The sequence below is a fragment of the [Clostridium] symbiosum genome, assembly GCA_036419695.1.
GTDB lineage: Bacteria > Bacillota > Clostridia > Lachnospirales > Lachnospiraceae > Otoolea > Otoolea symbiosa_A.
Map to the genome: position 1 here is coordinate 231,466 of CP143946.1, position 25,621 is coordinate 257,086.

Sequence of the window (25,621 nt, forward strand, 5' to 3'; positions counted from 1 at the left end):
GTTGAACTGTAACGAACTGTTATGATAAGAGAGCCTGCGCCCTGCCGTTAATGGATTAAGGAGCAGGCTCTTTTCAGAAAAAGGAGTTTTTCCATGAATCTAATAAAGCTTAAAAAAACGGCAAATGAAGTCAGAAAAGGAATCTTAACTTCCGTGCACGCCGCAAAATCCGGCCATCCGGGCGGTTCCCTGTCGGCTGCGGACATCCTGACTTATCTCTACTTTGAGGAGATGAATATCGATCCCTCCCGGCCGGACTGGGAGGGCAGGGATCGTTTCGTACTGTCCAAAGGACATAATGCGCCGGGGCTGTATGCGGCTTTGGCGGAAAGAGGATATATCCCAAAGGAGGATCTGGTGACGCTGCGCCATACCGGCTCCTATCTCCAGGGGCATCCCGATATGAAACACATAAATGGCGTCGATATGTCAAGCGGTTCCCTGGGCCAGGGAATCTCGGCGGCGGTCGGGATGGCGCTGGCCGCTAAGATGGACGGCAGATCCCACCGGGTGTATGCGCTTCTGGGAGACGGGGAGCTTCAGGAGGGGCAGGTCTGGGAGGCCGCTATGTTCGCCGGTTTCCGGGAACTTGACAACCTTGTGGTCATCGTGGACAACAATAATCTTCAGATAGACGGTTCCCTCGAGGAAGTCTGCTCCGCTTATCCGCTCGATAAGAAATTTGAAGCGTTTCATTTCCATGTCATCCGTGTGGACGACGGAAATGATATGGAAAAGCTGAGGAGCGCGTTCCGGGAGGCCCGGTCGGTGACCGGTAAGCCGACCGCGATTATCGCGGAAACCATTAAAGGAAAAGGAATTTCCTTTATGGAGGATAAAACGTCCTGGCACGGCAAGGCCCCGAATGACGCGGAATATAAAACCGCCATGGAGGAACTGGAACGTCTTGGGGAAAAACTTGAAAGGGAGGGAAGTGGAGATGGAGAATAAAAAGATTGCAACCAGGGAGAGTTACGGCAACGCCCTGGCGGAGCTTGGAAAACTGCATGAAGATCTGGTTGTGCTGGACGCCGATCTGGCGGAGGCGACGAAGACTGCGATTTTCCGCAGCGCCTTTCCCGAACGCCACATCGACTGCGGAATTGCGGAATGCAATATGATTGGAATTGCAGCCGGACTTGCCGCGTCGGGTAAAGTGCCTTTTGCCAGCTCTTTTGCCATGTTCGCAGCAGGCCGCGCCTTTGAGCAGGTCAGAAATTCGGTGGGTTACCCCCATCTCAATGTAAAGATCGCGGCCACCCATGCCGGAATTTCCGTTGGTGAGGACGGGGCGACCCATCAGTGCAATGAAGATATCGCACTGATGAGGACAATTCCCGGAATGACCGTCATCTGCCCTGCCGACGATGTGGAGGCAAGGGCGGCGGTGAAAGCTGCCTATGAGCATGACGGCCCGGTGTACCTGCGGTTCGGCCGTCTTCCCGTCCCGGTGGTTAACGGAAACGCCGGTTACCGGTTTGAACTGGGAAAAGGAATCGTGCTGCGTGAGGGAACCGATCTGACGATCGTGACCACCGGCCTGTGCGTTCCCGCATGCCTGGATGCGGCAAACATGCTTGCAGAAGAGGGCATCAGCGCGGAGGTGGTGAATATCCACACAATCAAACCCATCGATGAAGAGCTGCTGTTAAAGGAGGCTCAAAAAACCGGGAGAATCGTCACGGTGGAGGAACATTCCATCATTGGCGGCCTGGGCAGCGCCGTCTGCGAGGCGCTGTCGGAACAATACCCCGTCCCGGTTCACCGAATCGGCATCCGTGACACATTCGGAGAGTCCGGCCCCGCCGGAGAACTTCTGAAAAAATACGGGCTGGATGGAGAGGGGATCGCGGAAGAAATCCGTTCCTGCTATAAAAAACAAATCCGGTAAAAGACCGGGAAGCTTCTATAAATTCTCTAAAAGCGCAGTCAGTACGTCATAAATTTTTGCAAAAGAAGCTCTTTCCACCCGTTCAAGAAAGGTGTGGTAATCCTTTATTAACGGTCCCAGGGTTGCGATGTCCATCCCCGGTTTCATTGCAATGAAATGGCCGGCTTCCAGACAGCCATGTTCCGCGTGCTCTTTCATTACAGTTCCTGTAACCCGTTCATAGGCCTGTTCAAGATGTGCCCTCAAAGGGGAATTTTCCCGGTATTCCCAGCATGGGAGGCTGTCTGTGGCTTCAGCTTCCCAGCCCAGGCTCTCGGCAATGATGGCAGCTTCATCAGCGATCTGATCGATAAAGGAGAGGGCGGCGCCTCTGATATGGAGCGAAACGGCCAAGCCGTCATCACTCATTTTTATAAGCCCCAGATTGCTTGATGCGGTTGTCAGTTCCATGTGAATGTCACGGTGGCGGAATCCGTTGGGACAGGTAAACAGAAAACGGATGATATTTCTGCTGTCCCTGGCGGAGAAGGCCGGCTGCGGTTCACAGCGTACCACCTTAGCGGTGACTGCCCCGTCACTGTACTTCAGTTCCCTGCTGATATCCTCCAGGAGGGCGGAAATATCCGCGTATATTTCATTTTCATTCCTGTCTGAGACAAAAACAACCGTGCACGCGTTAGGGATTGCGTTATCAACCGTGCCGCCGTCCATGCAGGCCAGCTGCATCCCCTCTTCTTTTTTCAGGAGCATGTATAAAAACCGTGCGGCGATCTTGTTGGCATTTCCCCGTTCTTTATGGATGTCATCCCCGGAGTGGCCTCCTGACAGGCCGCCTACCGTCAGTTGATAAAACGGCCGCTCCGTTTCTTTTCGCAGGCCGCGGTACCGGAACGCGATTCTTTTCATACCGGCTGCAGAGACCGTCGTAGTATCCCCGCTCACTTCGTCCAGGCCCAGCAGGCGCATTCCCTGAAAGTCCTCCGCTTTTAAGTGAGTGGCGCCGATACAGCCAGGCTCCTCCAGGACCGTAAACAGGCATTCGAGGGGAGGATGACGGATGCTGTCGTCAGCAAGAACCGCCATCATGTAGGCAACTCCAACGCCGTCATCGGCTCCCAGAGTAGTTCCACGGGCCCGGATCCAACCATCCTCCACATAAATATCAAGGGGATCTGTCTCAAAATTGTGCTCACAACCAGGCTGCTTTTCGCACACCATGTCAATATGTGACTGAAGGATCAGCGGCGGCCGGCCTTCAAGCCCATGGGTTCCATTTTTATAAATAATAATATTTCCCCATTCATCCTGTCTATATTGTAAATGGTGCTCCACGGCAAATTCCGCCAGGTGGTCGCTCAACACTTTCTCCTGGAACGAACCGTGGGGATAGCGGCATATTTCCTCAAAATACCGTTCAAATGGAAGCTCATGATTTAGTACGTTATTCATTATGTTCCCTGCCTTTCCTGTTCTGTTCCAAAATCAGTCTTCGCTTTACTTTTGTCCGTTTCAGCCATATCAGAGTCAGGGCGATCCCGATGACTGTGACCGCCAGCATATAGGTAAAGAACATCCTGTATCCAGCGGCTGCCGGAAAATGATCCAGAAGCTGCCCGGCGATCAGATGATTTGTCACTTCCGGCATATACCCGAGACAGCATATCAGTCCGATAGCGGCTCCCTCCCACTCGGCGGGACAGTCAAATTCTTCCATAATCGCAAACTGCATGCTGACACAGGTATACATGCTGACGAAAACGATTAAATACGCACACAGAACCGGCACGATTCCGGCTGCGGGACGGGTAAACAGGATAATGGCCACTCCGATCAACAGCCCGATCTGGCCTATCAGCATAGTCTTTGAGTTGTTAATCCTGTCTCCGAGAATTCCTGCCGCCATGGAGGCAAAAGGCCTGATATACTGGGAGGCAGAGGTCAGAACTACCCCGGCGAGGGCGCCGACGGTAAACACCTTCGTCACATACGGCGAAAAGTAATAGTATCCCTGGCTGACGGTGAGTGTCGCATAGATGATGCCGATCATCAGCCAGACCTCAGGGATTTTAGCCGCCTTTCCAATCAGCTTCAGTTGAAATCCCTCCCGTGCCCCTGAATTTTCTTCTTTTAAGTCGCGCAGCAGCCAGGAAACCACGAATCCCAGGATGGTCGTCACACCTGCATAAAATACAATAATCCAACGGACCCCCATACTTTCGCTGCTGACTGCCAGCATCCTGCCAAAGATTACGGCGGCGATTGTCATGTAACCGGCGTTAAAGATGCCCCGGCCGCCCTCAAAGATGCCGAAGGCTTTCCCCTGCTCATTCGATGCGGCAAGAGCCCGGATCCCCTTCATTAATGCGGGCCAGAACATCATAAGTGACGTAATGCCCCAGATGCCGTGAATCAGTATGACGGCAGCCGGCGGCGGGGAGAGCAGCAGGGCGAAACCCAATGCGCCGGTCAGGATCATCGAAAGCGGTATCAGCCGCTTTACCGGAAAGGCATCCGCGATCAGCCCTCCGAACAGGTAAGATATGGCGCCGATTCCCCCGAAACAGGCGCTGCAGTACCCCATTTGTGCATTTGTTAAACCAAAGGTTTCCATGAACGCGTCATAGTAAAACGAACGGAAATAGGGCAGCGTATAGATAAATGAGCCCGACATCGTCAATACAATCAGCGTAACAAGATTTTTCTTCAGTTTAGAACCTTCTTCCATAAAACGTTCCTCCTTCTTTTTTCATAAATTCTATCAAAAAAATCAGGAGTGCCAAGTTCCAGTCCAAAACCGTTTTTAGGGCCATTTGGGCACAAATCAGGCAGACGCCAGTTAGTAAAAACAAGCGTCTGCCTGATAGTTCCACAAAAAAACGGGGGCCAGATTTAAATTTTCGTATGTACCATTCTTAGTCAGCTTCCAGCCTGCTGAGTTCCATCCCCTTTTTAAGAAGCTGTATCCCTTCCTCGATCTGCTCATCCGACGCGGAAGAAAAGGAGAGCCGCAGGTAATTTTCTCCCTTCTGCCCTTCAGGGAAATAGATGCTTCCGGGAGTGATTAAAAGTCCTGTCCGCTCGCAGACGGCGGTCAGTCTCATGTCATTCAGGCACTTTTCTATCTTTACCCAGACACACAGCCCGCGTTCCGGCACGGAAAAGGAAAGATTCGGGATTCTGGACAGGCAGCTGCACATCCGATCCCGCTTCTGCCTGTAAAACTCCCTGAGGAACTGCACATGACGTTCATAAAACCCCCTCTCGATAAACCTTGCCCAAAGATACTGCCCTAAGCTGTTCAGAAAAAGCTGATCCTTATTCACGATCCGGTGGTACATTCCGATTACACTGTCCGGCGCCGCCAGATATGCGAGCCTCACCCCGGGATAGAAGGACAGGCCGGCCGTATCCAGATAGATAACGGAATTGTTTTGATCCATTGAAAAAAGGCTGGGCAGTCTTTTTTCGCTGTAGTAAAAGTCATACAGGGAATCATCCTCGAGAACCGGAATATTATAATCTCTGGCACAGGATAAAAGGCGTTTCCGTTTCTCAATCCCCATCGTACATCCGGTTGGAGTATGGCAATTGGGCATGGTATAAATCAGCTTGGGCCTGTACTGCCGTACAAGCGTCTCCAGTCTGTCAATTTGAATGCCGTCCTCCTCGACGGGGACAAACAAAAGCCTGGCGCCCACGTGGAGGAAAATATTCACAACGGTTGGATCCGCCGGTTCCTCCAGGATTACGCAGTCTCCTTTTTCCAGATACATAAAGGCAATATTGTTGATTGCCTCAAAGGTTTCCCCAACAATCTGGATATTACGCGGCTTTACGTAGATATTTCTGGTGAACAGCATTTCCGATAAATTATTCCGCAGTCTTTCTGTTCCCTGGGGCGGGCAGAACCAGAACGGTTCCGTCATGTCCCCGTCGATGATTTCCTGCATCAGCTGTTTCAAAAATTCCATGGGCAGCGCTTCCTTATTCACAAGCAGTGCTGCAAATGAAATTTTATCGTCATTATAGGAAGAGTGGTACATTTCCTCAAAGCGGATCTGGGCACTTGTAAAATGATAGTTGAAGTTCTTATCGGTGGAAGAGAACATGGAAGGCAGCTTTTTTGCCCTGTCGGATGTATCCGGCCTGGGGGCAACAAAATAGCCGCAGGGTGTCTGCCTCGACGAAATCACCAAACCCTCCGCAATCAGGGTTTCATAGGCCCTGACTACCGTATTCCGGTGTACGCCGAGGCGCCCGGCCAGCCGCCGTTCCGAGAGAAGCTTAAAGTTTTCCGGAAGCTCTCCGCTCAAAATTTTGTCTTTGATTATCAGAGTTATCTGCATATACAGGGGAGTCGAACTGTTGTAATTTAAATCTATCTCCATACCGCACCTCGTATCTGACTTTTTCAATAGAAACTGTTCGTACTTCCTGTACTATATCCCATTCCCCTCTATTTGTCATCTGGAATTTTTATGCCGGCAGCCGGCCTTCTTTCAGGAGAGATTGCCCAGCAGCCGTGAAAGGAATGGCGTTTTCACATTTCAGTAGCAGGGGTCAGTGTCGGAAACAGGGAATTTTATAAGGACACAGCCGTCTGGAAAGGCTGAAAATCCTTGTTTTACAAGGTATTTTGCGCATTATAGAAATTCTCTATGAACATGAGAGAATTCCGGTATTAGACTTTTGAGGCCACGGCATATATACTGAAATTACCGTAAGGACGAGGTAAAAGGTCAAATATCCCGCAGCAAATTACGGAGCATTTGACCCCGCGGGCAGCCGCCGGTTGGCCATGCAGACATGGCCGGCAGACTCACTGTTTCCGCGAGAAAAAACAATATAGTGTAAAGGAGATTTTTGTTATGGCAAAAGAAGTAACCCCAGAGCAGATCCAGATGATCGAAGAAATGGTAGCACGCGCACGCGTTGCAGCCGACATTATCGCTACATATGACCAGGAGCGCGTTGACCGCCTCTGCCAGGCTGTCGCAGCCGCCGTATGCGATATGAAAGTATGGGCGCCAATCTGTGACGAGGCTGTTGATGAGACATCCCTCGGCGACAAAGTCACAAAGAGAAACAAACGCAACAAAATCAAACTCATCCTGAGAGACTGCCTCCGCGCTAAGAGCGTCGGCATCATCGAGGAGAATAAAGAAAAAGGCCTTGTGAAATATGCAAAACCAGTCGGCGTTATCGCTTCCCTGGTTCCAACCACAAACCCATGTTTAACACCGGCCGGACAGATTATCTACGCGATCAAGGCAAGAGACGTAATCATCTGCTCCCCGCATCCACGTGCTAAAAACGTAACCAACAAGTGTATCGATATCATCCGTGAAGTGCTTGTACGCGAAGGCGCGCCGGCCGACATCATCCAGGGTATCAAAGAGCCGTCCATCTCCCTGACCAACGAGCTGATGAAACGCGCAGACCTGATCATCGCAACAGGCGGCCGCCCAATGGTTAAATCCGCTTACTCCGCAGGTGTTCCTGCATACGGTTCAGGTGCAGGAAACGCAACCGTCATCATCGATGATACCTGCAACACACCGGAGCGTCAGAAAGAGGCAGCCAGCAACACACGTATTTCCAAGACATCCGACTTCGGTTCAGGCTGCTCCTGCGACGGAAACCTGGTTATCCATGAGTCCATTTATGATGACTTCGTAAAAGCTCTGGTAGAAGAGGGCGCATACCTTGCCAACGAGGAAGAGGCAGAGATGCTTAAGAAGGTTATGTGGGATGAGACAGGCCACCGTCTGCCGCAGACCGTAGCCATCAGCCCACAGAAGCTGGCTATGATCGCCGGATTCGAGATTCCGGAAGACCGCAAGTTCATCGCAGTAACAGGCGGCGGAATCAATGAGATTGGAAAAGAGTTCTTCTTCTCCAGCGAGAAACTGACCACCCTGTTAAGCCTCTTCAAGTATGAGGGAGAGTTTGAGAATGCCCTGACCATGATGCAGGCCATCTTCAACGTAGGCGGAAAGGGCCATTCCTGTGGTATCTACTCCTTCGACGACGAGCACATCCACAGACTTGGAATGGCAGCTCCTGTATCCCGTATCATGGTACGCCAGCCAAACAACAGAGGTAACTCCGGTTCCTCCACAAACGGAATGCCTCCGACATCATCCATGGGCTGCGGAACATGGGGAGGAAACATTGTTTCCGAGAACATCGCATTAAAGCACTACATGAACACGACATGGGTAGCACGTCCTCTTCCGGAAGATATGCCGTCCAATGAAGAACTGTTCGGTGACTTCTTCAAACCGGGTATGGACGAAGAATAAGAGCCTGGAAAACAGGAGTCTGCAGTAAAATAAGATTGATAGTGAAAAGTGATAGTAAAGCATTAAGACTCAGATCGTGAATGAATAAAAACGCCTTCCCACCTGGAAAGGGCAGGGCGTACGGACTGGAGCACCCCCTCACGTGTTTCAGGCCGTTAACAACAAAGACAGGTTGCAGAGCAGCGGACAGCTCTGCAGCCTGTTTTCGTTGTTGTTATTAACGGCACTCCGGCGGGGAGATATCGTGCCGCCATAATTGACAGATACTGGAAACTGCAATATACTTTAACAAAAACAGAACAATCCGCGCCGCACCGCGGGGAGACCCTGAAAAAAAGAGGATTTTGAAAGGAAAACTCACATGAAGCATACCTGTATCGTCATATCGGTGGCGGATGTCAACGCCGCGAGGAAGTTTTACGAAGATTTATTCGGACTGGAGGTTTATCAGGATTATGGCATCAATATTTCGTTTACCTGCGGTTTAGCCCTTCAGCAGGATTTTGACTGGCTTGTGAATCTGCCGAAAGAGAAAGTGATGAAGAATTCCAATAATATGGAAATCTGCTTTGAAGAAACGGACTTTGACGGCTTTATGGAGAAACTTAAAGCGTATCCTGACATTGAATATCTGGGAGAAGTGGTTGAGCACGGCTGGGGCCAGCGCGTCGTCAGATTCTATGATTTGGACGGCCATATAATTGAAGTGGGCGAGGATATGAAAATGGTAATTAACCGTTTTCTCGCTTCCGGCATGACGATGGAGGAGGTATCGGTGAGAATGGACGCTTCGGTTGAAGACTTGACAAAGCTTCTTAAAGCATAAATAAAAAACAGAGCGCTTTGCCTTACCGGATGCCGGTAACGGAGCGCTCTGTTTTTTTATTGAGTGGCAATGAAAAGTCCGCGAAGCGTGCTTTTCGTTGTTGATAATTAATCGAAATGATTCATATAAAATTTTCGGTTTTTCCTTATACATACTTTATTCACGACTTTGGCTGCTGACCGGGAACCTGTTTTGGCTCCTGCCTACATATGGTGGATGAAGGTAGAAAGAAGGTCGGCCGGAAGCTGTCCCGGAGCCGATGATTTACCAGCGGTTCCGAAGGTGATGCAGGAGCCGAAGACGCTGCCGCACACACGGCTTACCGCGCCCTGTCCGCCCATGGACATGGTGACGACCGGAGTCTCTTTGTGCTCCTCGTGCATGGTCAGGGTGGCGTCGAGCAGAGTCAGGACATCCCTTGCGCTCTGCGGTGTAACTGCAAATTTAACAATGTCTGCGCCAAGCTGCTGCATCTGGCAGAGATGGTGCACAATCCTGTCTTTAGAAGGCGTGGAAGAGAAGTCATGAAGGGAGCCTACAATCTTTGCCCCGGATTCATGGGCGGCATCCCGGATGACGGCCATCGTATCGTCGCCTCTGGACAGTTCCACGTCGATCAGATCCACAAGGCCGCTGCGGGCCGCGGAAGTGAGAACGCCTATGTAGTCCTCGGTGGAAATCTCCAGCTTGCCTCCTTCCACACTCGTTCTGATGGTAAAGAGGATTGGAGCGTCACCTAACTGTTCGCGGAGATATGTCATGGCCTTAAATCGGAATTCATAATCTTCAATATCTTTATAAAAATCGGCACGCCATTCAACAAGGTCAAAGGGAGCGCTTTTCATTTTTTCAACGGATTCTTTCAGTTCTTCAAAGTTTGTATCCGTAAGCGGGATACAGATTTTCGGGATTCCTTCTCCGAATACGACATTTCTGATTTTTACGGTTTCTGACATGGCAATTTTCTCCTAAATAAATTAAAACAAAGGGTTCTGTTAAATGTTGGTTACAGTATAAATGCAGATCCGATTTAAGTCAAGAGTTTTTTGCGTTAAACTATTAAAAATTAATGCGCTAAAGTGTTGACCAATCTATGAATAAAACAGATGGGTTGGTGAAAACGTTCAATTGGATATTTTACTCATTATTCGGTATGATACTACTATAAAACAGTGCTTGATATGAACAAAGTAATTAAAAGCAAAAGGAGAGGTAAAGATGACAAAGAATGTAAAGCCGGTTGTAATCGGAACAATAGGGGCAGGTTATGCTGCGTACCTGCACGGCAACGGATATGAGAAAGTAAGCGGCGTCCCGGTACGCCTGAAAACCATCTGCGACGTGAAACTGGAACTGGCTGAAAAGGTGAAAGAGCGCTACGGCTATGAGCAGGCAGTCACCAGCTACGAGGAGATGTTAAAGGATCCCGAGATCGATGTGATCGATATTGTGACGCCTCCATTCCTTCACTGCTCCATGGCTATCCAGGCTTTAAAGGCCGGTAAGCATGTCATCTGCGAAAAACCTCTGACCGGATATTTTGGAGAGCGCGGTGAAGAAAACGTAGGTAAGAATACACCAAAGTTCAAAATGTTTGAGGAAGTTATGAAAACAATGGACGAGCTAAAAAAGGTCGTGGACGAATGCGGTAAAAAGTTTCTCTATGCGGAGAACTTCGTATATGCAACTCCGGTACAGAAAGCGGCAGAGATTCTGCGCGCCAAGAAGAGCAAAGTGCTTTTCATGAAGGGGGAGGAGAGCCTGAAAGGTTCCAGTTCCCCGCTTGCCGGCAAATGGAACGGAACAGGCGGCGGCACATTAATCCGTACGGGCTGCCATCCGCTGTCCGGTATGCTGTGGTTAAAACAGCAGGAGGCCGGGGCGCGCGGCGAGAAGATCACTGTTAAGAGCGTAACGGCGGACTGCGGCGTTGCTACCGCATGCCTGACGGAAGATGAACACCGCCATATCTCCGCACGTCCCGAGGACGTTGAGGATTTCGGCACCGTAACCGTTACATTCTCCGACGGGACAAAGTGCATGACAATCGCCAGCGACACCGTGCTCGGCGGTACCAAGAACTACATAGAAGTATACAGCAATGACAATGCCCTGATGTGCAACATCACTCCTACCGACATCCTGAACACCTATTTCCTGGATGAGGACGGCCTGGAGGACGTAACCATCTCCGAGATGCTCCCGGCAAAACTCGGATGGAACAAGGCATTTGTATCCGATGAGATTATCCGCGGTTACATGGGAGAGCTGCAGGATTTCGTGGAGACCATTGCTTACGATAAGACTCCATCCTCCGATTTTGCACTGGCTTATGAGACGATGAAAGTTGTTTATGCCGCTTATCAGTCCGCTGAAGAAGGACGCAGGATTGATTTCTAATATTTGTTTACGTTGAGATGAGGTCCAGCCCTCATCAAAAAAGAGAGAAGCTTCGCTCCGGTTCATACCCGGTGTGTGGGCTTCTCTTTTTTTTATCGAAAATTACGTTCTATGAATCAAAAAACGCTCCGCGACGGTGCACATACCGCGCAGAGGTAAACAGTTGCTGGAGCAATCGTGCGGTAGCGCAAGAATCCCGCGAGTAGGATTCGCTATTCCTTTGTTATACCTCCAAACGTTCGGGACGGAACTCCCTGATCAGGGTAATCCATTCCTCCATAAAGGGAGGGAGCCATTTATCCCGGCAGTAAAGCACCTGGCTGTAATAGGTTTGTGGCGGGACATCCGCGTTCACTTTCGCCAGGCGGTTCTGCTGGAGCATTTCCATCACCGAATACTCGGGCAGGAAGGCAGCTCCGATTCCCGTGCCGATCAGTTCCCCGATTGCGGCCGTGCTGTCCACGATCAACGTGTGTTTTAGCATCAGGCCGTGTGAAAAGGCCAGACGGCTCAGTTTTCCGTAACAGGTGCCCGACAGTTCGGTCACGACAAAGGGATAGGCCAGCAGTTCTTCCAGAGTGACGCCGGTTTTTTGGGCCAGTTCGTGATCGGGAGCCGTGACAAAAACCAGGTTTTCCTTCCGTTTATAACCGCAGTGCAGATCGGGATCCGTATTAAGCTCCCCGGAAATGTAAATCATATCCAGCTGTCCCTGTTTAAGCAGAGTCCGGAGATCGGACAACTGCCCTATTTTTAATTGAATTTCGATATTCTTATAGCGTTCTTGAAAGCGCGGAAAAATATGAAGCGTAGCGGCGGAAAGCAGGGATTCCAGGATTCCGATCCGCAGGCTGCCGTTCATTTCTTCCGGCTTTTTTCCCAGATTATTGACCTGCATCATCGTCTGCAGGATGTTATTGGCATAGGCATAAAAGTTTTCACCGTAGGCAGTCAGGGATATCTTTTTACCGATTCGGTCAAAGAGAGGAAACCCCAGCTCCTTTTCCAGTTGCTGGATTTGCATAGTTACGGTGGACTGCACATAATTCAGTTCACAGGCGGCTCTTGTAAAGCTTTTCAGCTCAACCACCCGGATAAAGGTCTGTAAGACTCGTATATTCATAAGACTCCTATATCAAATTATTTGATAATTAACATCAAAAACCATCGTTGGACAAATATATACTACCATATTAGAATTAGCGTGTAAACAGATTACAGTTTATACACTTTTTAGAACTACTATTTAGAACTCAGGAGGGTATTTAAGATGATGGGAGACATGGAGTATTTAAAGGATATGCCGATTGCCGTTTTGGGCGGCGGAGCCGTAGGCAAGACATGTGCAGCCGACATGAAGCTGGCTGGGCGGGAGGTCCGCCTCTTCGACATGATGCCGTTTGCCGAAAACACGCTGGCAAACCTGGACAAAACGGGAATTTTGCTGGATGGCGTGCAGCGCAACCTGTACTGCTTCGAGCGTTCGGGAAGAGCTTATCTGGATCTGGTGAGCAGCGATATGAAGACGGTTGTAAAGGGAGCCGGCCTGATTGTGGTCGCGGTTCCGGCCTTTGCCCATGAGCCGTTTTTCCGTGAACTCGTTCCTCTTCTCGAGGACGGCCAGGTGGTACATATATTCACCGACAATTACGGCACCTTGATACTGCGGCGGCTAATGCGTGAGATGGGCTGCACAAAGAAGGTGATTATTGGTGGATGGTCCTCTGCCCCCTACGGGACACGTATCGAGACGGTCGGCAAATTTGTTTTTCCGCATGTGGGCGTAAAGTACCGTGCGATTACACTGCGCGGAGCTTCTCTGCCCATGTCAGATATCGACGCTTTTATGGAATCATCCAGGTACCTGCCCTGTATTGATGCCGTGACGTACGGCAACGGACCGGAGGCCGGCGTTACCGTACTGGATACCGGATTCGCCAATATCAATCCCGTTATCCATGTTCCGGCAACGGTTCTGGGCGTATCGACGATGGAAAACTGGGGTGTTATCTTTGGCGGATATGATAAGAACAGTTATTCCATGTACTGCCACGGACTGTGTCCATCCATCTGCGAGGTACAGTACCAGTTTTTTGAGGAGGAGAAAGCGCTGGCAAAGGCCATTGGAGTCGGGACGCCGGAATATGCGTATGAGTCCTTCTTTTCACGTCGCAGCGTACTGACACAGGAATACATGGGACTTGATAAAGATGGGAAAGATAATGTCGTATTTCCGTTAGATAAACCTTCCGACGAAGGAAATACAGGACCTAACAGCATCAATCACAGGTATCTGACAGAGGATGTGCCGGTCGGCTGCAAGATTTACCATGATTTGGGAGTCCAATACGGTGTGCCGACCCCGGTGATCGATTCGATGATTATCCTGGCGGGCGCGATGCACAAGAAGAATTTCTTTGAGACAAGCAGGTATAATCTTGCATATCTTGGAATTGATCATATGTCCAGGACAGAACTTTTAAATTATTTGAACGAGGGGATTTATGAACGCTGATTAACGAAAATCGGCACAGATGAAAATGGGGTAGGGGGAAATTTTTATGGTAATTGAACTGGATATCATTCAAACACTGGCGGTCGCGGTAGTTGTCCTTTTTATAGGAAGATTTGTAAAAAAATATGTTAAATGCCTGGAGCGGCTGTGCATTCCCGATCCAGTGGTCGGCGGCATTATTTTTTCACTTCTGATGCTGGCGGGATATAGTTCGGGAGTCTGTGTCCTTGAGCTGGATACAACACTGCAAAATGTTTTTATGACCGTATTTTTCACTGCGGTCGGCTTTACGTGTGACCTAAAGGTGTTGAAAAAGTATGGAAAAAGGGGGGTCCAATTTACAATCATCGTTTTCCTGCTCGTGATATTCCAGAATATCATCGGCGTCGGATATGCGAAGCTGTTCGGGCTTCACCCGCTGTTGGGACTGTGTACAGGTTCCGCCGCTATGACGGGCGGACATGGAACCGCCGGTTCCTTTGCACCGCTGTTTGAAGAGCTTTACGGCTGTGACGGAGCGATGACGGTAGGTATGGCGGCCGCAACCTCCGGGCTTGTGTCAGGCGGTTTAATTGGAGGGCCGGTGGGCAATATCCTTGTGAAAAAGCACCGTCTGGAGGCCGTTGCGTCGGCCCGGAAAGGGGAACAGAGTAGTGTAGCGGCGGAGACAAAACAGGAGGCACCGTTAAGCGCCGAAAATATGTTTCATGCCACGAATCAGATTGTCATATCAATGGGAATCGGTACAATTATTTATATCCTGCTTAAAATGGTAGGCATTACCTTTCCATCCTATGTGGGCGGTATGCTGATGGGAGTCGTGCTCCGCAATATCAGCGCTTATACGGGTAAATTTGAAACGCCCCTTGCGGAGATTGACTGTATCGGCAATATCAGCCTTACCATATTTGTATCAATGGCGCTGATGTCCTTAAAACTCTGGCAGTTGGCTGCTCTGGCACTTCCGATGATTGTGACCCTGGCAACCCAGGTGGCGTTTATCGCACTGTTTATGGTATTTGCCGGTTACTATATCCTGGGCAGGGATTACGATGCCGCCGTGATGGTAACGGGATGCTGCGGCTTCGGCCTTGGCGCTATGCCCAACGGAGTGTCCAACATGCAGGCATTTACAAAACGATGGGGCCCCTCGGATACGGCATTCTTCGTAGTCCCGGGAGTGGGTTCCGTAATTATCGACGTGGTTAACGGGCTTCTGCTCACTACGTTCATGAACTTTCTGGCATAAAGATTTATATAAGAAAGACGGTGAAAAGCGTACCTTGTGTGCCTTTCACCGTCTTTTATGTGCTGCCTCTTTTTTGCCACAAAATTTATGTTGTGGATTTGAGAAAATTATCCTGTTAGACACTGACGGATGGCAATGATATGATAAGCCTATCAAACGTGTACGGGATTTTTACATAATTATGAATAAGCGCTGTCTGGTTATTAGATAATCCTGCAATGAATGGAAGGAGTGGAGAGTAGATTGGAAATCGGTATTGGCATTATCGCTTTTGTTGTTTACATCATATTTGTTATGGTCTGGTATCTGCTGCTGAAGCGGAGTATTGCGGAGGCCATGCTTCTGGGACTTATTATTGTCTGTGCCTTTAACGGAGTTACGCAAATCCCTCAGACCTTTATGACCAGTTTAAACAAGGCACTGAAACAGGATGTTATGGCGGCAATCATTTTATTTACGGTAATGGCGTCTATTATGATGCAGACCGGAATTATCACAAGACTTGTCAATATTTTAAATTCAATTCTGGGGCGGTTCCGGGGAGGCCCTGCCTATGTATCGGCTTGTGCCAGCGCAATGTTCGGGATGGTATCCGGCGCCAGCAGTGCCAATGCTGCAACGGTGGGTTCTATCACAATCCCCTGGATGACGGAATCCGGATGGCCGAAAAGTGTGGCGGCTACGATGAATACAGGAAATGCAGGATTGGGAATCTGCATTCCACCGTCCTCCTCTATGTTTCTGATGCTGGGGCTGCCGGTAGTAGCCGGAACGGTGGAAGCAGGTGATCTCTACCTGGCCCTGATGTGCGGAGGCCTGTGGACCCTGGTTTACCGTCTTCTTCTGACCCGTTATTATGTAGGCCGTCACCATATCCCGGCAGTGTCCGCAGAACACATAGTAGGTCTGGGCAGGGCGCTTAAGGCGGGGGGGACTTCCCTGACTATGTTTTTAGGCATCATTATTCCACTGGTTGTGATTACCGGCCCGGTAGGAAAGATGCTGGAGAAGAAAGCCACATTTGGCGAAGATGGTGTCAGCGCCATGAATATCATTATCTGGGTACCGGTGCTGATTATGTTCATCTGTCTGATAGAGGGGCGCAAGCTCCTTCCGAAAACGGCAGAGGGATTTGGTAAACTTCTCGGTTCCACCGCAAAGACCTGCTGTTCTTGCGGCGCGGTGTCACTGTTTGCGATGGCGGGCAGCAATGCCCTCACGGCAACCGGCTTCGGGGACGATTTGACGACTCTCCTTTCGGCCATGGAATTACCAAAAGTAATTATGATTTTAATTATCGGCTTTGTTGTTGCCCTGGTAGCCGGACCGCTTAATGCAACATCCACAACGGTCAGTCTTGGCCCTGTTGCTTATTCTGCTATGGTGGCGGTAGGGGTATCCCCGGTGACTGCAATTGTAGCATTCCTGATTTTTGCTTCCACAGAGGGAGCTTCACCGCCTATGTCCTCGCCCATTTTCGTATCCAGCAGTATTGCCGGTGTGGAGGATGTGAGTGTGATGTTCAAGCCTTTGATATTCCACTATGTCATACCGGTCGTCCTTGTGGGAGTGCTCGTTGCCATGGGAATATTGCCGATAATAGGAGGGTAATTTAGAAATGAAAAAAATATTGAACGGTATTTTTATAGCGTGCCTGTGCACCGCCCTTGCCCTCGCCGCGGCATATGTTGTGCTGGAAGCGGCAGCAGTTATGACTGCAAACGGCAGCCTGACTGTCTGGGCAGAGGCGAACCTGGAGGCTCCAGTATGTATTATGTGTTCAGTGACTGCAATCGTAGCCTTTATCATGAGCTATGTATTTCAGTGGAAATCGGGTGACTGAAAGAGCGCCTGACCTACTTTGTAAAGTGCCGGTCTATGGAACGGGAATAGCTGCGGAAAACCATGCTGGCATCGCCGATAAAGTCCATAGCATATTGTGGTAGATGGTAATCGCTGCGATATACCATATACAAAGTGTTGTATGAAATATCATTGAGGATTGGAAAAATATGAAAAGGATCGCTGTCATCCCGGCTGTCATGCATATGCTGATAAAAAATGACGGGAGACAGCAGTCCGGCCCCATCCCCATTTTTCGACATCTCATATATTAATCCCTGTTGATCGCATTCCAGCATAAGATGAGGCTTTGAAAAATGGGAAAAGAACTGGTCCACTCCCTTTCTCAGGCGGTTGCCGGGGCGGAGCGTGAGAAAAGGCAGGCGGATAATTTTCGTCAGATCCACTCCATGATGAAAACCGGTCATGAGTTCATCACAGGTGTCGGGATAGTATTGTCTTAAAAGTTTTTCAGTAAAACAGCACTGAATTTTTTCTGTAGCCAGTTCAATGCGCTGCTGGTTCGGGCTGGAAGGGATATCGATGCCCACATAGAGATCAATTTTACCGGCCTGAAGGAGTTCATCCAGTTTTTTGCTGTTACCGTCTACCAGTTCAATGGAAATATTGGGATGCGAGGGATGATAGAATTTCCAGATCAGAGGGAAAAAGACGTTTCCTCTCAGGCGGGAGATGCCGACCTTTAAAGTAGCGCGGCAGTCCTGGCTGATGTCGGAAAAAGCCGCCCGCATCTTGGATTCTGCCTCCAAAAGCTGTCTTCCGTAAAAAGCCATCTCTTCTCCTTCCGGTGTGAGATGAAGGCAGGGCTTCCGTTCAAAAAGCCGGACATGATACTCATCTTCGAGGCGTCTTATATGGCTGCTCAGGGCCTGCTGACTGATGAAAAGGCGGTCTGCCGCTTTTGTGATATTCATTTCCTCTACGGTCCGCAAAAAATATTCGATACTCTTAATGTTCATTCTGCATCCTCCAGTAACAACATTTGTATTGTGAAATAGACATTTAAATAGAAAATGTAATTGTTAAACAAAGAATAGCATGGTTTAAAGAAATAACAAATTAAAATTCCGTTATGAAAATTTGAAGAAATGAGGGAAATAAAATGGGTAAAGTGATATTGATGGACTGTACGCTCCGGGATGGGGCTAATGTGGTTGGGAAAGGATTTTCAGCAGAAATTACGGATATGGTGTTGGACGGCCTGACGGCCTGTGGTGTACCAATTATTGAATTTGGCAATGCTGGCGGTATTGGGGCCTACGAGGTGGCCGGATTTACCGAGGCCCTCACGGACACGGAATATCTGGAGATTGCCAAGAAGTATATGGGCCGGGGGGCGGAGCTTGGAATGTTTCTGAATGCAAAACGATACCGAAAAAAATACATTGATCTGGCAAAAGACTATGGCCTCGGCTTTCTGAGGGTAGGGGCAGATGCCGGTGACGGCGCCATCGCACTGGAAGCTCTCACCGCAATTAAAAAAAGAGGGGTAAAAGCGTACTATTCGGCAATGAAAGCCTATCTGCTAACGCCGGAAGAATTGGCTGAAGAGGGGAAAATGCTGGAAGATGCAGGTCTTGATCAGATTACGATTATGGATTCGGCGGGAACCATGCTGCCGGACCAGGTTGCGGCCTATACGGAAAAACTCCATAATGCGGTATCTATTCCGGTTGCCTTCCACTGCCATAACAATCTTGGTCTGTCCGCAGCCAATGCCCTGGCGGCCTATCAGAACGGAGCCGATATTCTGGACTGCGGTCTGATGGGAATGGCAAGAAGTGCAGGAAATCTGGCGACGGAAATCTGTGTTGCCCTGATGCATCGGTTCGGTGAGATGAAGGAGATCGACTTATACGGAATGCTGGATTTTATCGAAAACCGCCTTCAGCCGGCCATGAAGGACTTTCATTACCATAATCCGGTGACGCCGCTCGACTTGACGCTGGGCCTTTCCGGCTGTCATTCCAGCTTTGTAAAAACCTTTAAAAAGACGGCAGCGGAAAAACAGGTGAATTTGTTTAAACTGATTACCGAGGTGTCCGCAATTGACCGTAAAAGCCCTTCCGAAGCTCTAATTAAAGAGACAGCGGATCAAATGAAATAATGGAATGGGGTGACAGGAAATGACAAGAGTAGTATTAGCGGGTAATTACCCTGAACATACCTTTGAAAAACTCAGAAAACTTCTTCCGGAAAAAGATTTTATATTAATACCGGTGGATACGGCGGAAGCTTATGAAGCTATGACGGATGCGGAAATTATGATATTACGTATTTTTAAAGCTCCGCGGGATGTAATAGAAAAAAACAGGAATTTGAAGATGATTCTCCGCTGGGGAGCCGGCTTTGATTCGGTCGATATTGAGGCAGCGGGAGAAAGAGGGATAGTGGTCACCAATACTCCCGGGGCAAATGCGCCGGCCGTCTCGGAGCTGGCTGTGATGCTGATGATGGCAGTAGGAAGAAAACTTCTATGCCATACGGAGAGTTTAAAAAATGGGGTGTGGAGCAAGAACACTTTTCTGAACAGTTCTTTCTGCCTGAACCACAAGACCGTGGGAATTGTGGGAGCCGGTAATATCGGCCGCCGGACGGCGGCCGGGGTACAGGCCTTCGGTGCAAAAGTCCTATATTACGATGCATTCCGTCTGACATACGAACAGGAGAAGACGTATGGAATGCACTACACAGACTTTAAAACTTTGTTGGAGACCTCCGATATCGTTTCTCTTCACATTCCTCTGACCGAAGAGACACATCACCTGATCGGCGCAGAGGAGCTGTCCCGGATGAAAAACGGAGCGATTCTCATTAATACGGCCCGCGGAGGACTTGTTGATGATCATGCCCTGGCCGAGGCCGTAAAATCCGGAAAACTTTCGGGCGCCGGACTGGATGGAGTGGAAAATGAACCGCTGGAGGCGGAAGACGAACTTCTCACACTTCCCGATATCATAGTAACACCCCATATAGGAGGTGGAACCGCGGATATCGGTGATATGATTATTCCCATGCTCGTAAAGGATATCATGGATTTTGCTGCCGGAAACCTCTTGGAGCATGTGGTCAACCGGGAATATTTGGCCCGGTAGCCTTTAATGAGTGGCAATGAAAAGTTCGCGAAGCGTGCTTTCCGTTGTTTCACGGAACCGCCGCCAGTCCGCACCCCGGCACGGCCTTTTTCTTATACTTTGCCGCCAGCAGCAGTGTGACCAGAAGACAGACTCCCTCCGAGACAGCGGCCGCCAGCCAGACGCCGGTTTCCCCCACAAGCCATGGAAGAAGCACAAGGCAGACCGTAATCAGGACTAATCCCCTGCCCAGTGAGATGGTCATGGCGAAGACCGGCCGCTCGACAGCCGCAAAAAAACCGGCGGCGACGACATTGAAGCCGATGAGGAGGAATGCGGGCGAGTACATCCGCATTGCCCGGACCGTATAGGTATAAAGGTTTGAATCCCGGTTTTTATTAATAAAGAAGCTGGCGATTCCCGGCGCAGCCGCCGAAATAACGGTGAATGCGGCGACGCCGCAGATCAGCGCGGTACAAATCCCGTATTTTAGCAGAGAGCGGCAGACGCCGTTTTCTCCCCGTCCGTGATGAAAGCCCAAAAGCGGCTGGATGCCCTGGCTGGTTCCTGTCATAGTCATCAGCACAAGAGTATTTAAATAGGAAATGACCGTATAACTGACAAGGGCAAACTCCCCTATTGCAGAGAGAATGACCTGGTTAAAAAGAAAAACCACGATGCCGCTGGAAAAGTCGGAAATCCCTTCCCCGATTCCCAGCGGCAGAAGTTTTTTATAGATGGAAAACCGGAACCGGAACTTTCTAAAATGCAGGTGACGTGATTTTTTCAGAAAATACAACAGAAAGATAGAGGTACTCGTCACCTGTGCGAGGCCCGTGGCAAGAGCCGCTCCCCACACGCCCCAGTGGAAGTGCATGACAAAAACATAGTCCAGAATCATATTCATCAGGGCGCAGCTCATTACGCCTATGGTGGAGAGCTGCGGAGACCCGTCCGCTTTTACAAGTACTTCCAGATTGTAGGAGATCATAAAAAAGACGGCAAACAACGCAATAATCCCTGTATATTCCTTGACGTAACCGAGCGTGTCCGGCGTCGCGCCGAGAAACAGCGCTATAGGTTCCAGATTCATCCGTATCAGGATGGTTAGCGCAATCCCGAGAACCGCCATTGTTATAATATTTTGGCTGAACAGTCCGTTGGCCTGGTCCATATCGCCCTTTCCCATACAGATGGAGACCAGAACCGAGGTTCCGGTGGCAAAGGTCAGCCCCAGGGCGAAGATTATGCTGGTCAGCGGCATGGACAGGTTGACGGCTGCCAGAGCCGTCTCCCCCACTCCTTTTGCCACAAACACCCCATCTGCCATCGTGTAGAGGGAAAACACCCACATCGACACGATGGACGGAATGACAAATTTTAGATACTGCTTTAATAAATTCAATGGATAACTCCCTTTTCCGAATCAGACAATCTGCTCCAGCCCATCGAGAGAGTATTGTCCGGTCTGATTTTTTTCTTCAATTGCTTTTTGAACAAGTTCATACCGTTTTTTCGTGAGAGGGAACAGGTACATCATTGCCGCGGCGATCAGATAGCCTGCGGCCGGAACAATTGTCAGCAGGAACTGCACGCCCGACAGAGCACCGGCAGTCTGCACGGCCATCCCCTCATGGAAGCCGGAGAACTTGAGAATCCATCCCATGATGAGCATTCCAAAGGAGGTGCCCACCTGCTGGCAGATAGACTGGAGAGAGGAAAGTGTTCCCTCACTTCTTTTGCCGAATTTGAGTTCAATCACTTCCGTCAGGTCATAAAGGATGGCAGAGGAAAGCTGCCAGTATACGGAAGCGCCCAAAGTATGGACTGCGGCAAAAATCAGCAGCATAATGTGGCTCCGGATACCGATAAAATTCATGACGATCATCAGTACGGAGGTGACTGCCATGCAGAGGATAAAGGACTGTTTTTTGCCCCATGCCGTCGCCACCCTGTCGATAAACGGCGCATAAATTACGATGAAAATGCAGGCCACTAAAAAGATAGTGGAAGAATAGCTTTCCGGCAGGTTCAGGTTATAGGTAATGAAAAATGCAACGCTGCTTAAATAGATCGTGTAGGCGGCCAGGGTGAAGATGATGGATAAAATCAGGTATTTCATCGGCTTGATCTGAAACGCGTTCAGGTAATCTTTAAAAATACCGGGTTTCTGATCGGAAGCCGCCGCTTCCATAACACGTTCTTTCCCCCTCGTTGCCCGCAGCATGGTAAGGATCATAATGGCTGCAAAGAGAACAATAATTACGGCCGTCATACTCCAGCTCGTCTCGGTGCTCTTTCCCAGTCTGCCGAACAGGCTTACCAGGAGAAGCGGGAATACCATGCCGAAGTAGTTGCCCGCGGAGCTTCCCACCGCCGCGAAGGTACGAAGACGCGTCCTGTCGTCGTAATCATCGGTAATTTCCGCGCCAAGCGCGGTATAGGGCACGTAGAAAATAGCATAGGCGGACCAGAACAGCGTGGCAAAGATGCCGTAATAAAGGATACTGCCCCCTGCCATTTTAGAGTGCATGAGTACAAAGGAAACGGCAAACAACGGAAGGCCGATCCGGATAAAGGGGCGGCGTCTGCCGTGCGGGTTTGAGCTGTTGTCGGACAGGTATCCGACAAATATGGTGGCGACGGCCCCGATTAAAAGTGACAGTGACGACAGGGTTCCGGCTTTGGCCGGATCGATCCCTGCAACCGTTGTGAGATAGAATAAAAAGTAAATGCTGACAAAATTATAGACTGCCGCGTCCCCTGCGGCGGCTACCCCGTAGCTTAATTTAGTGCGGAAGCTGAGCTTTCCGTTTTTCTCCTCCATAGTAATTTCCCCCTCTTCTAGCAAACGCCGTCGTTCTCCCTGTCAAATATAACGGCGCCGTCAAATACCGTCAGTTCCACCTGGCACTCCTGTATCTCTTTCTGCGGAATTTCGAACATATTCCGATCGATAACAATAATATCCGCAAATTTTCCTTTTTCCAGAGTACCCAGCTCATCCTCTCTTCCGTAGGCGCATGCGGCCCACCTGGTGTAACCCTGAAGCGCCTCCGCAAGCGTGATTGCCTCCTGCGGATTGACGGACGTAGGATTTCCCTCATCGTCGCACCTGGATACGGCGGCATAAATATTCTTGAACGGGTTAAGGCCCACAACCGGATAGTCGGTTCCCAGTGCCAGCATGGCGCCGTTGTCAATCAGACTTCTGAACGGCCATTCATAGCGGCAGCGTTCCATGCCGATGCGGCTGACCTTTTCATTGCTGTCGAAGGTCACATGATATGGCTGCACGGATGCAATAACGCCCAGCTCTTTAAATCTGCCGATATCGTCCGTATGGATATTTTCAATGTGCTCGATTGCATTTGGAAGATGCTTTTTATTTCCTTCATTATCCGCATAAAGATTGGCCTCCTCGAAACAGTCCAGCGCCCACTGCACGGCTTTGTCCCCGATACAGTGATAACGGACGCCGAGCCCCTGGCTGTTGGCCGACTTTGTGCATTTTAAGAAGGTTTCTTTCGGGTAATTTGCCTCACAGGTCATCTCCGGACGGTCGGAATACGGTTCTAAAAGAAGTCCGGTATAGGTGGAGGTGACACCGTCTATTACCTGTTTTAAACCGGCGTACCGGATCTTTTCCGTATGGTACTTCGAATACATCGCAAGCTCTTTTTCATAATTTCCCGTAACACCCAGATTGGTGTATGTATGGAGCCTGGCGGTAAAGGTGTTGTTTTCCTCCATCTGAATCAGCTTATCCATATAGGTGATAAATTCCTGGTTCAGTTTGGCTGCGGTGATATCACTTAAACAGGTAATTCCGTACTCGTTGGCCTCCTTCAAAAATGCTCCAAACAGTTCGGTCAGAACCTCCAGTGGATAATCCACCAGTTTGGCAAAGATGGGGAGCATCAGGTCAATTTCAAAGAGAATGCCGTCCGGCTTTCCATTTTCTCCGAGACGCACTTCCCCATACTCCGGTTTCGTGTTTTCATCAATTCCCAGTTCCTGTAAAGCCAGCGTGTTCACCCATGCCGTGTGAAGATCCGCGCACAGAAGATAGACGGGTTTATCAGGAAATGCCTCGTCAAGCAAAGTCTTGTCAGGCAGCGGGATATCACCCCACCATGCGGTGTACCAGCCGATTCCCATGATCCGCTTTTCATCCGGATGAGTCCGTTCGAATTCCTTCGCAATCCTTACGCATTCTTCCGGTGATGAGGAATCCTCCAGTTCCATGCACACATGGCTGCTGGATGCGGCGGCGCCCATGGAAAAGTGGGTATGGGCGTCGATAAAAGACGGCATAATCAGCTTGTCCCCATATTCCCGGATCTCAGTGTGTTCATCCGCCAGCCCGTCCGGAATTTCCCCCTGGAAAACCCGGGCGATCCGGTTTCCCTTTATTGCAACTCCTCCCTTGAAAGGCACATCGTCCAGTGCCGTAAAAACTGAATTACCTGTTAAAATTAAATCTGCCCCATTCATTTGTATTCTCCTTCTTTAAACCCCGGTTCATCTGTTACCAATAATTCATCTGTCCGTTACACTTTTCCTTCCAGTCCCTTGTCCACTAATTTCTGCTTCTCCGGGCTCACCTTCGGTGGAGCCATCTCAAAGGAATTATTGACTACGGTAAAGTCAAAATATCCCAGGCGGGCAACGGGTTTGATGCTGCAGATATCAATCTTGCCGTTGGGAAGTAAAAATTCATCCGCAATGTGGATTCCGATTACTTCCGCTACGATACAGTCAACCGTTGCCAGGGTATCGTTGCCGGGAATCCGTATAGTCTGCATATAACGGCATTCATACTGGACCGGTGATTCCGCCACCCGCATAACGTCGATCAGGTTGGAGGGTACCTTTGAAACTCCGGCATATTCAAATTTATCTTTTACCCCTTCCGGAACTTCAAAGATGGAAGAACGGTTCATCGCTTCCCTCAAGTCCCAGGATACCATGTTGTAGACAAACTCCCCGGTTCTTTCAATGTTTTTGACGGTATTTTTGCGGTCGCCGACCACGTTCTGGTTGGATGAAAAAAGTACAATCGGCGGATCAAAGGTCAGGTTGGTGAACTGGCTGTAAGGCGCGAGATTGTCGCTGCCGTCCTCATTTTTCGTGGAAATCCATCCGATCACACGCGGAACGGAACAGGATTTAAATGGATTTCTCTGTAATCCATGGTTGTTTTTTGATGGTTCGTAAAACATCTGATATCCTCCTCTGGTTATGAAACACGATTTAATCAAAATCCCACCGGCGAAATGTACTAGTGAAAATGTACTAGTGAAAATATACTGGTTGAATGTACTGGTGGAAACGTACTGGTGGAAACGTATTGATCAAAGTGTACTAATAAATATGTGCTGTATGGCGGCCGCCTAACTTAAATTCATTATAGTAAAGCGGTGAAAAAGTTGAAATTCAATTTTTTGCGGTGCTATTGTGTTTTTTTGACATTTGTGTTAATTTGGTTTGTAGGG

21 protein-coding genes are annotated in these 25,621 nt (G+C 49.5%); 11 read left to right on the forward strand and 10 right to left on the reverse strand.

The features are described from left to right. The first annotated feature begins 93 nt into the window (after positions 1-93). Together V3C10_01090 and V3C10_01095 are read left to right on the forward strand one after the other, a co-directional pair. A complete protein-coding gene (locus V3C10_01090; GenBank protein WVP62453.1) occupies positions 94-951 on the forward strand; it encodes a transketolase in 858 nt (285 codons plus the stop codon). After that, positions 941-1,891, forward strand: coding sequence for a transketolase family protein (locus tag V3C10_01095; protein ID WVP62454.1), 951 nt, complete (start codon positions 941-943; stop codon positions 1,889-1,891). Before V3C10_01090 ends, V3C10_01095 begins: the two co-directional genes overlap by 11 nt. 15 nt (positions 1,892-1,906) lie before the next feature. Here the strand turns inward: V3C10_01095 and pepD are convergent, their stop codons facing one another. The 3 genes from pepD to V3C10_01110 form a co-directional block, all read right to left on the reverse strand. Continuing rightward, the gene (gene pepD / locus V3C10_01100) at positions 1,907-3,340 is read right to left on the reverse strand and encodes a beta-Ala-His dipeptidase (GenBank protein WVP62455.1); all 1,434 of its coding nucleotides are present in this window, start codon (positions 3,338-3,340) and stop codon (positions 1,907-1,909) included. After that, complete coding sequence (locus tag V3C10_01105; protein WVP62456.1) at positions 3,333-4,616, reverse strand: MFS transporter; 1,284 nt, start codon at positions 4,614-4,616, stop codon at positions 3,333-3,335. Before V3C10_01105 ends, pepD begins: the two co-directional genes overlap by 8 nt. Before the next feature lie 187 nt (positions 4,617-4,803). Beyond that, positions 4,804-6,279 carry a PLP-dependent aminotransferase family protein gene (locus tag V3C10_01110; GenBank protein WVP62457.1) on the reverse strand — a complete coding sequence of 492 codons (1,476 nt, stop codon included), beginning with the start codon at positions 6,277-6,279 and terminating at the stop codon, positions 4,804-4,806. A gap of 480 nt (positions 6,280-6,759) precedes the next feature. Here V3C10_01110 and V3C10_01115 point away from each other — a divergent pair, with 480 nt between their 5' ends. Together V3C10_01115 and V3C10_01120 are read left to right on the forward strand one after the other, a co-directional pair. Next, positions 6,760-8,196, forward strand: a complete 1,437-nt coding sequence (locus tag V3C10_01115; GenBank protein WVP62458.1) for an aldehyde dehydrogenase family protein — start codon at positions 6,760-6,762, stop codon at positions 8,194-8,196. A gap of 361 nt (positions 8,197-8,557) precedes the next feature. Then, the gene (locus V3C10_01120; GenBank protein WVP62459.1) at positions 8,558-9,022 is read left to right on the forward strand and encodes a VOC family protein; all 465 of its coding nucleotides are present in this window, start codon (positions 8,558-8,560) and stop codon (positions 9,020-9,022) included. Positions 9,023-9,225: 203 nt separating this feature from the next. Here V3C10_01120 and aroD read toward each other — a convergent pair whose 3' ends face one another. Next, positions 9,226-9,978, reverse strand: a complete 753-nt coding sequence (gene aroD, locus V3C10_01125; GenBank protein ID WVP62460.1) for a type I 3-dehydroquinate dehydratase — start codon at positions 9,976-9,978, stop codon at positions 9,226-9,228. Between the two features lie 262 nt (positions 9,979-10,240). Here aroD and V3C10_01130 point away from each other — a divergent pair, with 262 nt between their 5' ends. After that, positions 10,241-11,422 (forward strand): Gfo/Idh/MocA family oxidoreductase, encoded by a 1,182-nt coding sequence (locus tag V3C10_01130; protein WVP62461.1) that lies wholly within the window; start codon positions 10,241-10,243, stop codon positions 11,420-11,422. Between the two features lie 223 nt (positions 11,423-11,645). Here the strand turns inward: V3C10_01130 and V3C10_01135 are convergent, their stop codons facing one another. After that, positions 11,646-12,545, reverse strand: a complete 900-nt coding sequence (locus V3C10_01135; protein ID WVP62462.1) for a LysR family transcriptional regulator — start codon at positions 12,543-12,545, stop codon at positions 11,646-11,648. A 150-nt stretch (positions 12,546-12,695) separates the two neighbouring features. Here V3C10_01135 and V3C10_01140 point away from each other — a divergent pair, with 150 nt between their 5' ends. The 4 genes from V3C10_01140 (at position 12,696) to V3C10_01155 (ending at position 17,029) form a co-directional block, all read left to right on the forward strand. Then, the gene (locus V3C10_01140) at positions 12,696-13,937 is read left to right on the forward strand and encodes an NAD/NADP octopine/nopaline dehydrogenase family protein (GenBank protein WVP64554.1); all 1,242 of its coding nucleotides are present in this window, start codon (positions 12,696-12,698) and stop codon (positions 13,935-13,937) included. Positions 13,938-13,983: 46 nt separating this feature from the next. Then, positions 13,984-15,186: a sodium/glutamate symporter gene (gene gltS / locus V3C10_01145; protein WVP62463.1), complete on the forward strand. Its 1,203-nt coding sequence runs from the start codon at positions 13,984-13,986 to the stop codon at positions 15,184-15,186. Between the two features lie 243 nt (positions 15,187-15,429). Continuing rightward, positions 15,430-16,797, forward strand: coding sequence for a TRAP transporter large permease subunit (locus tag V3C10_01150; protein ID WVP62464.1), 1,368 nt, complete (start codon positions 15,430-15,432; stop codon positions 16,795-16,797). 7 nt (positions 16,798-16,804) lie between these two features. Further along, positions 16,805-17,029: a cobalt ABC transporter substrate-binding protein gene (locus tag V3C10_01155; protein ID WVP62465.1), complete on the forward strand. Its 225-nt coding sequence runs from the start codon at positions 16,805-16,807 to the stop codon at positions 17,027-17,029. A 13-nt stretch (positions 17,030-17,042) separates the two neighbouring features. On the opposite strand, the gene V3C10_01160 is transcribed toward V3C10_01155, so the two are convergent. After that, positions 17,043-18,008, reverse strand: coding sequence for a LysR family transcriptional regulator (locus tag V3C10_01160; protein WVP62466.1), 966 nt, complete (start codon positions 18,006-18,008; stop codon positions 17,043-17,045). Between the two features lie 143 nt (positions 18,009-18,151). Here V3C10_01160 and V3C10_01165 point away from each other — a divergent pair, with 143 nt between their 5' ends. Together V3C10_01165 and V3C10_01170 are read left to right on the forward strand one after the other, a co-directional pair. Then, entirely contained in the window at positions 18,152-19,156 is a 1,005-nt protein-coding gene (locus V3C10_01165; protein WVP62467.1) for a 4-hydroxy-2-oxovalerate aldolase, read from the forward strand. Positions 19,157-19,175: 19 nt separating this feature from the next. Further along, positions 19,176-20,144, forward strand: a complete 969-nt coding sequence (locus tag V3C10_01170) for a 2-hydroxyacid dehydrogenase (protein ID WVP62468.1) — start codon at positions 19,176-19,178, stop codon at positions 20,142-20,144. Between the two features lie 49 nt (positions 20,145-20,193). Here the strand turns inward: V3C10_01170 and V3C10_01175 are convergent, their stop codons facing one another. From V3C10_01175 to V3C10_01190, 4 genes are read right to left on the reverse strand one after another with little or no spacing between them, the layout of a single operon-like run. Continuing rightward, a complete protein-coding gene (locus V3C10_01175; GenBank protein ID WVP62469.1) occupies positions 20,194-21,528 on the reverse strand; it encodes an MATE family efflux transporter in 1,335 nt (444 codons plus the stop codon). Positions 21,529-21,549: 21 nt separating this feature from the next. Next, positions 21,550-22,950: an MFS transporter gene (locus tag V3C10_01180; GenBank protein ID WVP62470.1), complete on the reverse strand. Its 1,401-nt coding sequence runs from the start codon at positions 22,948-22,950 to the stop codon at positions 21,550-21,552. Between the two features lie 17 nt (positions 22,951-22,967). After that, positions 22,968-24,620: an amidohydrolase gene (locus tag V3C10_01185; protein ID WVP62471.1), complete on the reverse strand. Its 1,653-nt coding sequence runs from the start codon at positions 24,618-24,620 to the stop codon at positions 22,968-22,970. Between the two features lie 56 nt (positions 24,621-24,676). After that, complete coding sequence (locus V3C10_01190; protein WVP62472.1) at positions 24,677-25,348, reverse strand: flavin reductase family protein; 672 nt, start codon at positions 25,346-25,348, stop codon at positions 24,677-24,679. Positions 25,349-25,621 lie beyond the last annotated feature (273 nt).

Coding starts and splice junctions, on each gene's coding strand:
- V3C10_01120 (WVP62459.1), top strand. CDS start 8,558: ATGAAGCATACCTGTATCGTCATATCGGTGGCGGATGTCAACGCCGCG.
- V3C10_01165 (WVP62467.1), top strand. CDS start 18,152: ATGGGTAAAGTGATATTGATGGACTGTACGCTCCGGGATGGGGCTAAT.
- V3C10_01185 (WVP62471.1), bottom strand. CDS start 24,620: ATGAATGGGGCAGATTTAATTTTAACAGGTAATTCAGTTTTTACGGCA.
- gltS (WVP62463.1), top strand. CDS start 13,984: ATGGTAATTGAACTGGATATCATTCAAACACTGGCGGTCGCGGTAGTT.
- V3C10_01190 (WVP62472.1), bottom strand. CDS start 25,348: ATGTTTTACGAACCATCAAAAAACAACCATGGATTACAGAGAAATCCA.
- V3C10_01135 (WVP62462.1), bottom strand. CDS start 12,545: ATGAATATACGAGTCTTACAGACCTTTATCCGGGTGGTTGAGCTGAAA.
- V3C10_01110 (WVP62457.1), bottom strand. CDS start 6,279: ATGGAGATAGATTTAAATTACAACAGTTCGACTCCCCTGTATATGCAG.
- V3C10_01155 (WVP62465.1), top strand. CDS start 16,805: ATGAAAAAAATATTGAACGGTATTTTTATAGCGTGCCTGTGCACCGCC.
- V3C10_01180 (WVP62470.1), bottom strand. CDS start 22,950: ATGGAGGAGAAAAACGGAAAGCTCAGCTTCCGCACTAAATTAAGCTAC.
- V3C10_01140 (WVP64554.1), top strand. CDS start 12,696: ATGGGAGACATGGAGTATTTAAAGGATATGCCGATTGCCGTTTTGGGC.
- V3C10_01130 (WVP62461.1), top strand. CDS start 10,241: ATGACAAAGAATGTAAAGCCGGTTGTAATCGGAACAATAGGGGCAGGT.
- V3C10_01090 (WVP62453.1), top strand. CDS start 94: ATGAATCTAATAAAGCTTAAAAAAACGGCAAATGAAGTCAGAAAAGGA.
- aroD (WVP62460.1), bottom strand. CDS start 9,978: ATGTCAGAAACCGTAAAAATCAGAAATGTCGTATTCGGAGAAGGAATC.
- V3C10_01105 (WVP62456.1), bottom strand. CDS start 4,616: ATGGAAGAAGGTTCTAAACTGAAGAAAAATCTTGTTACGCTGATTGTA.
- V3C10_01170 (WVP62468.1), top strand. CDS start 19,176: ATGACAAGAGTAGTATTAGCGGGTAATTACCCTGAACATACCTTTGAA.
- V3C10_01160 (WVP62466.1), bottom strand. CDS start 18,008: ATGAACATTAAGAGTATCGAATATTTTTTGCGGACCGTAGAGGAAATG.
- pepD (WVP62455.1), bottom strand. CDS start 3,340: ATGAATAACGTACTAAATCATGAGCTTCCATTTGAACGGTATTTTGAG.
- V3C10_01095 (WVP62454.1), top strand. CDS start 941: ATGGAGAATAAAAAGATTGCAACCAGGGAGAGTTACGGCAACGCCCTG.
- V3C10_01115 (WVP62458.1), top strand. CDS start 6,760: ATGGCAAAAGAAGTAACCCCAGAGCAGATCCAGATGATCGAAGAAATG.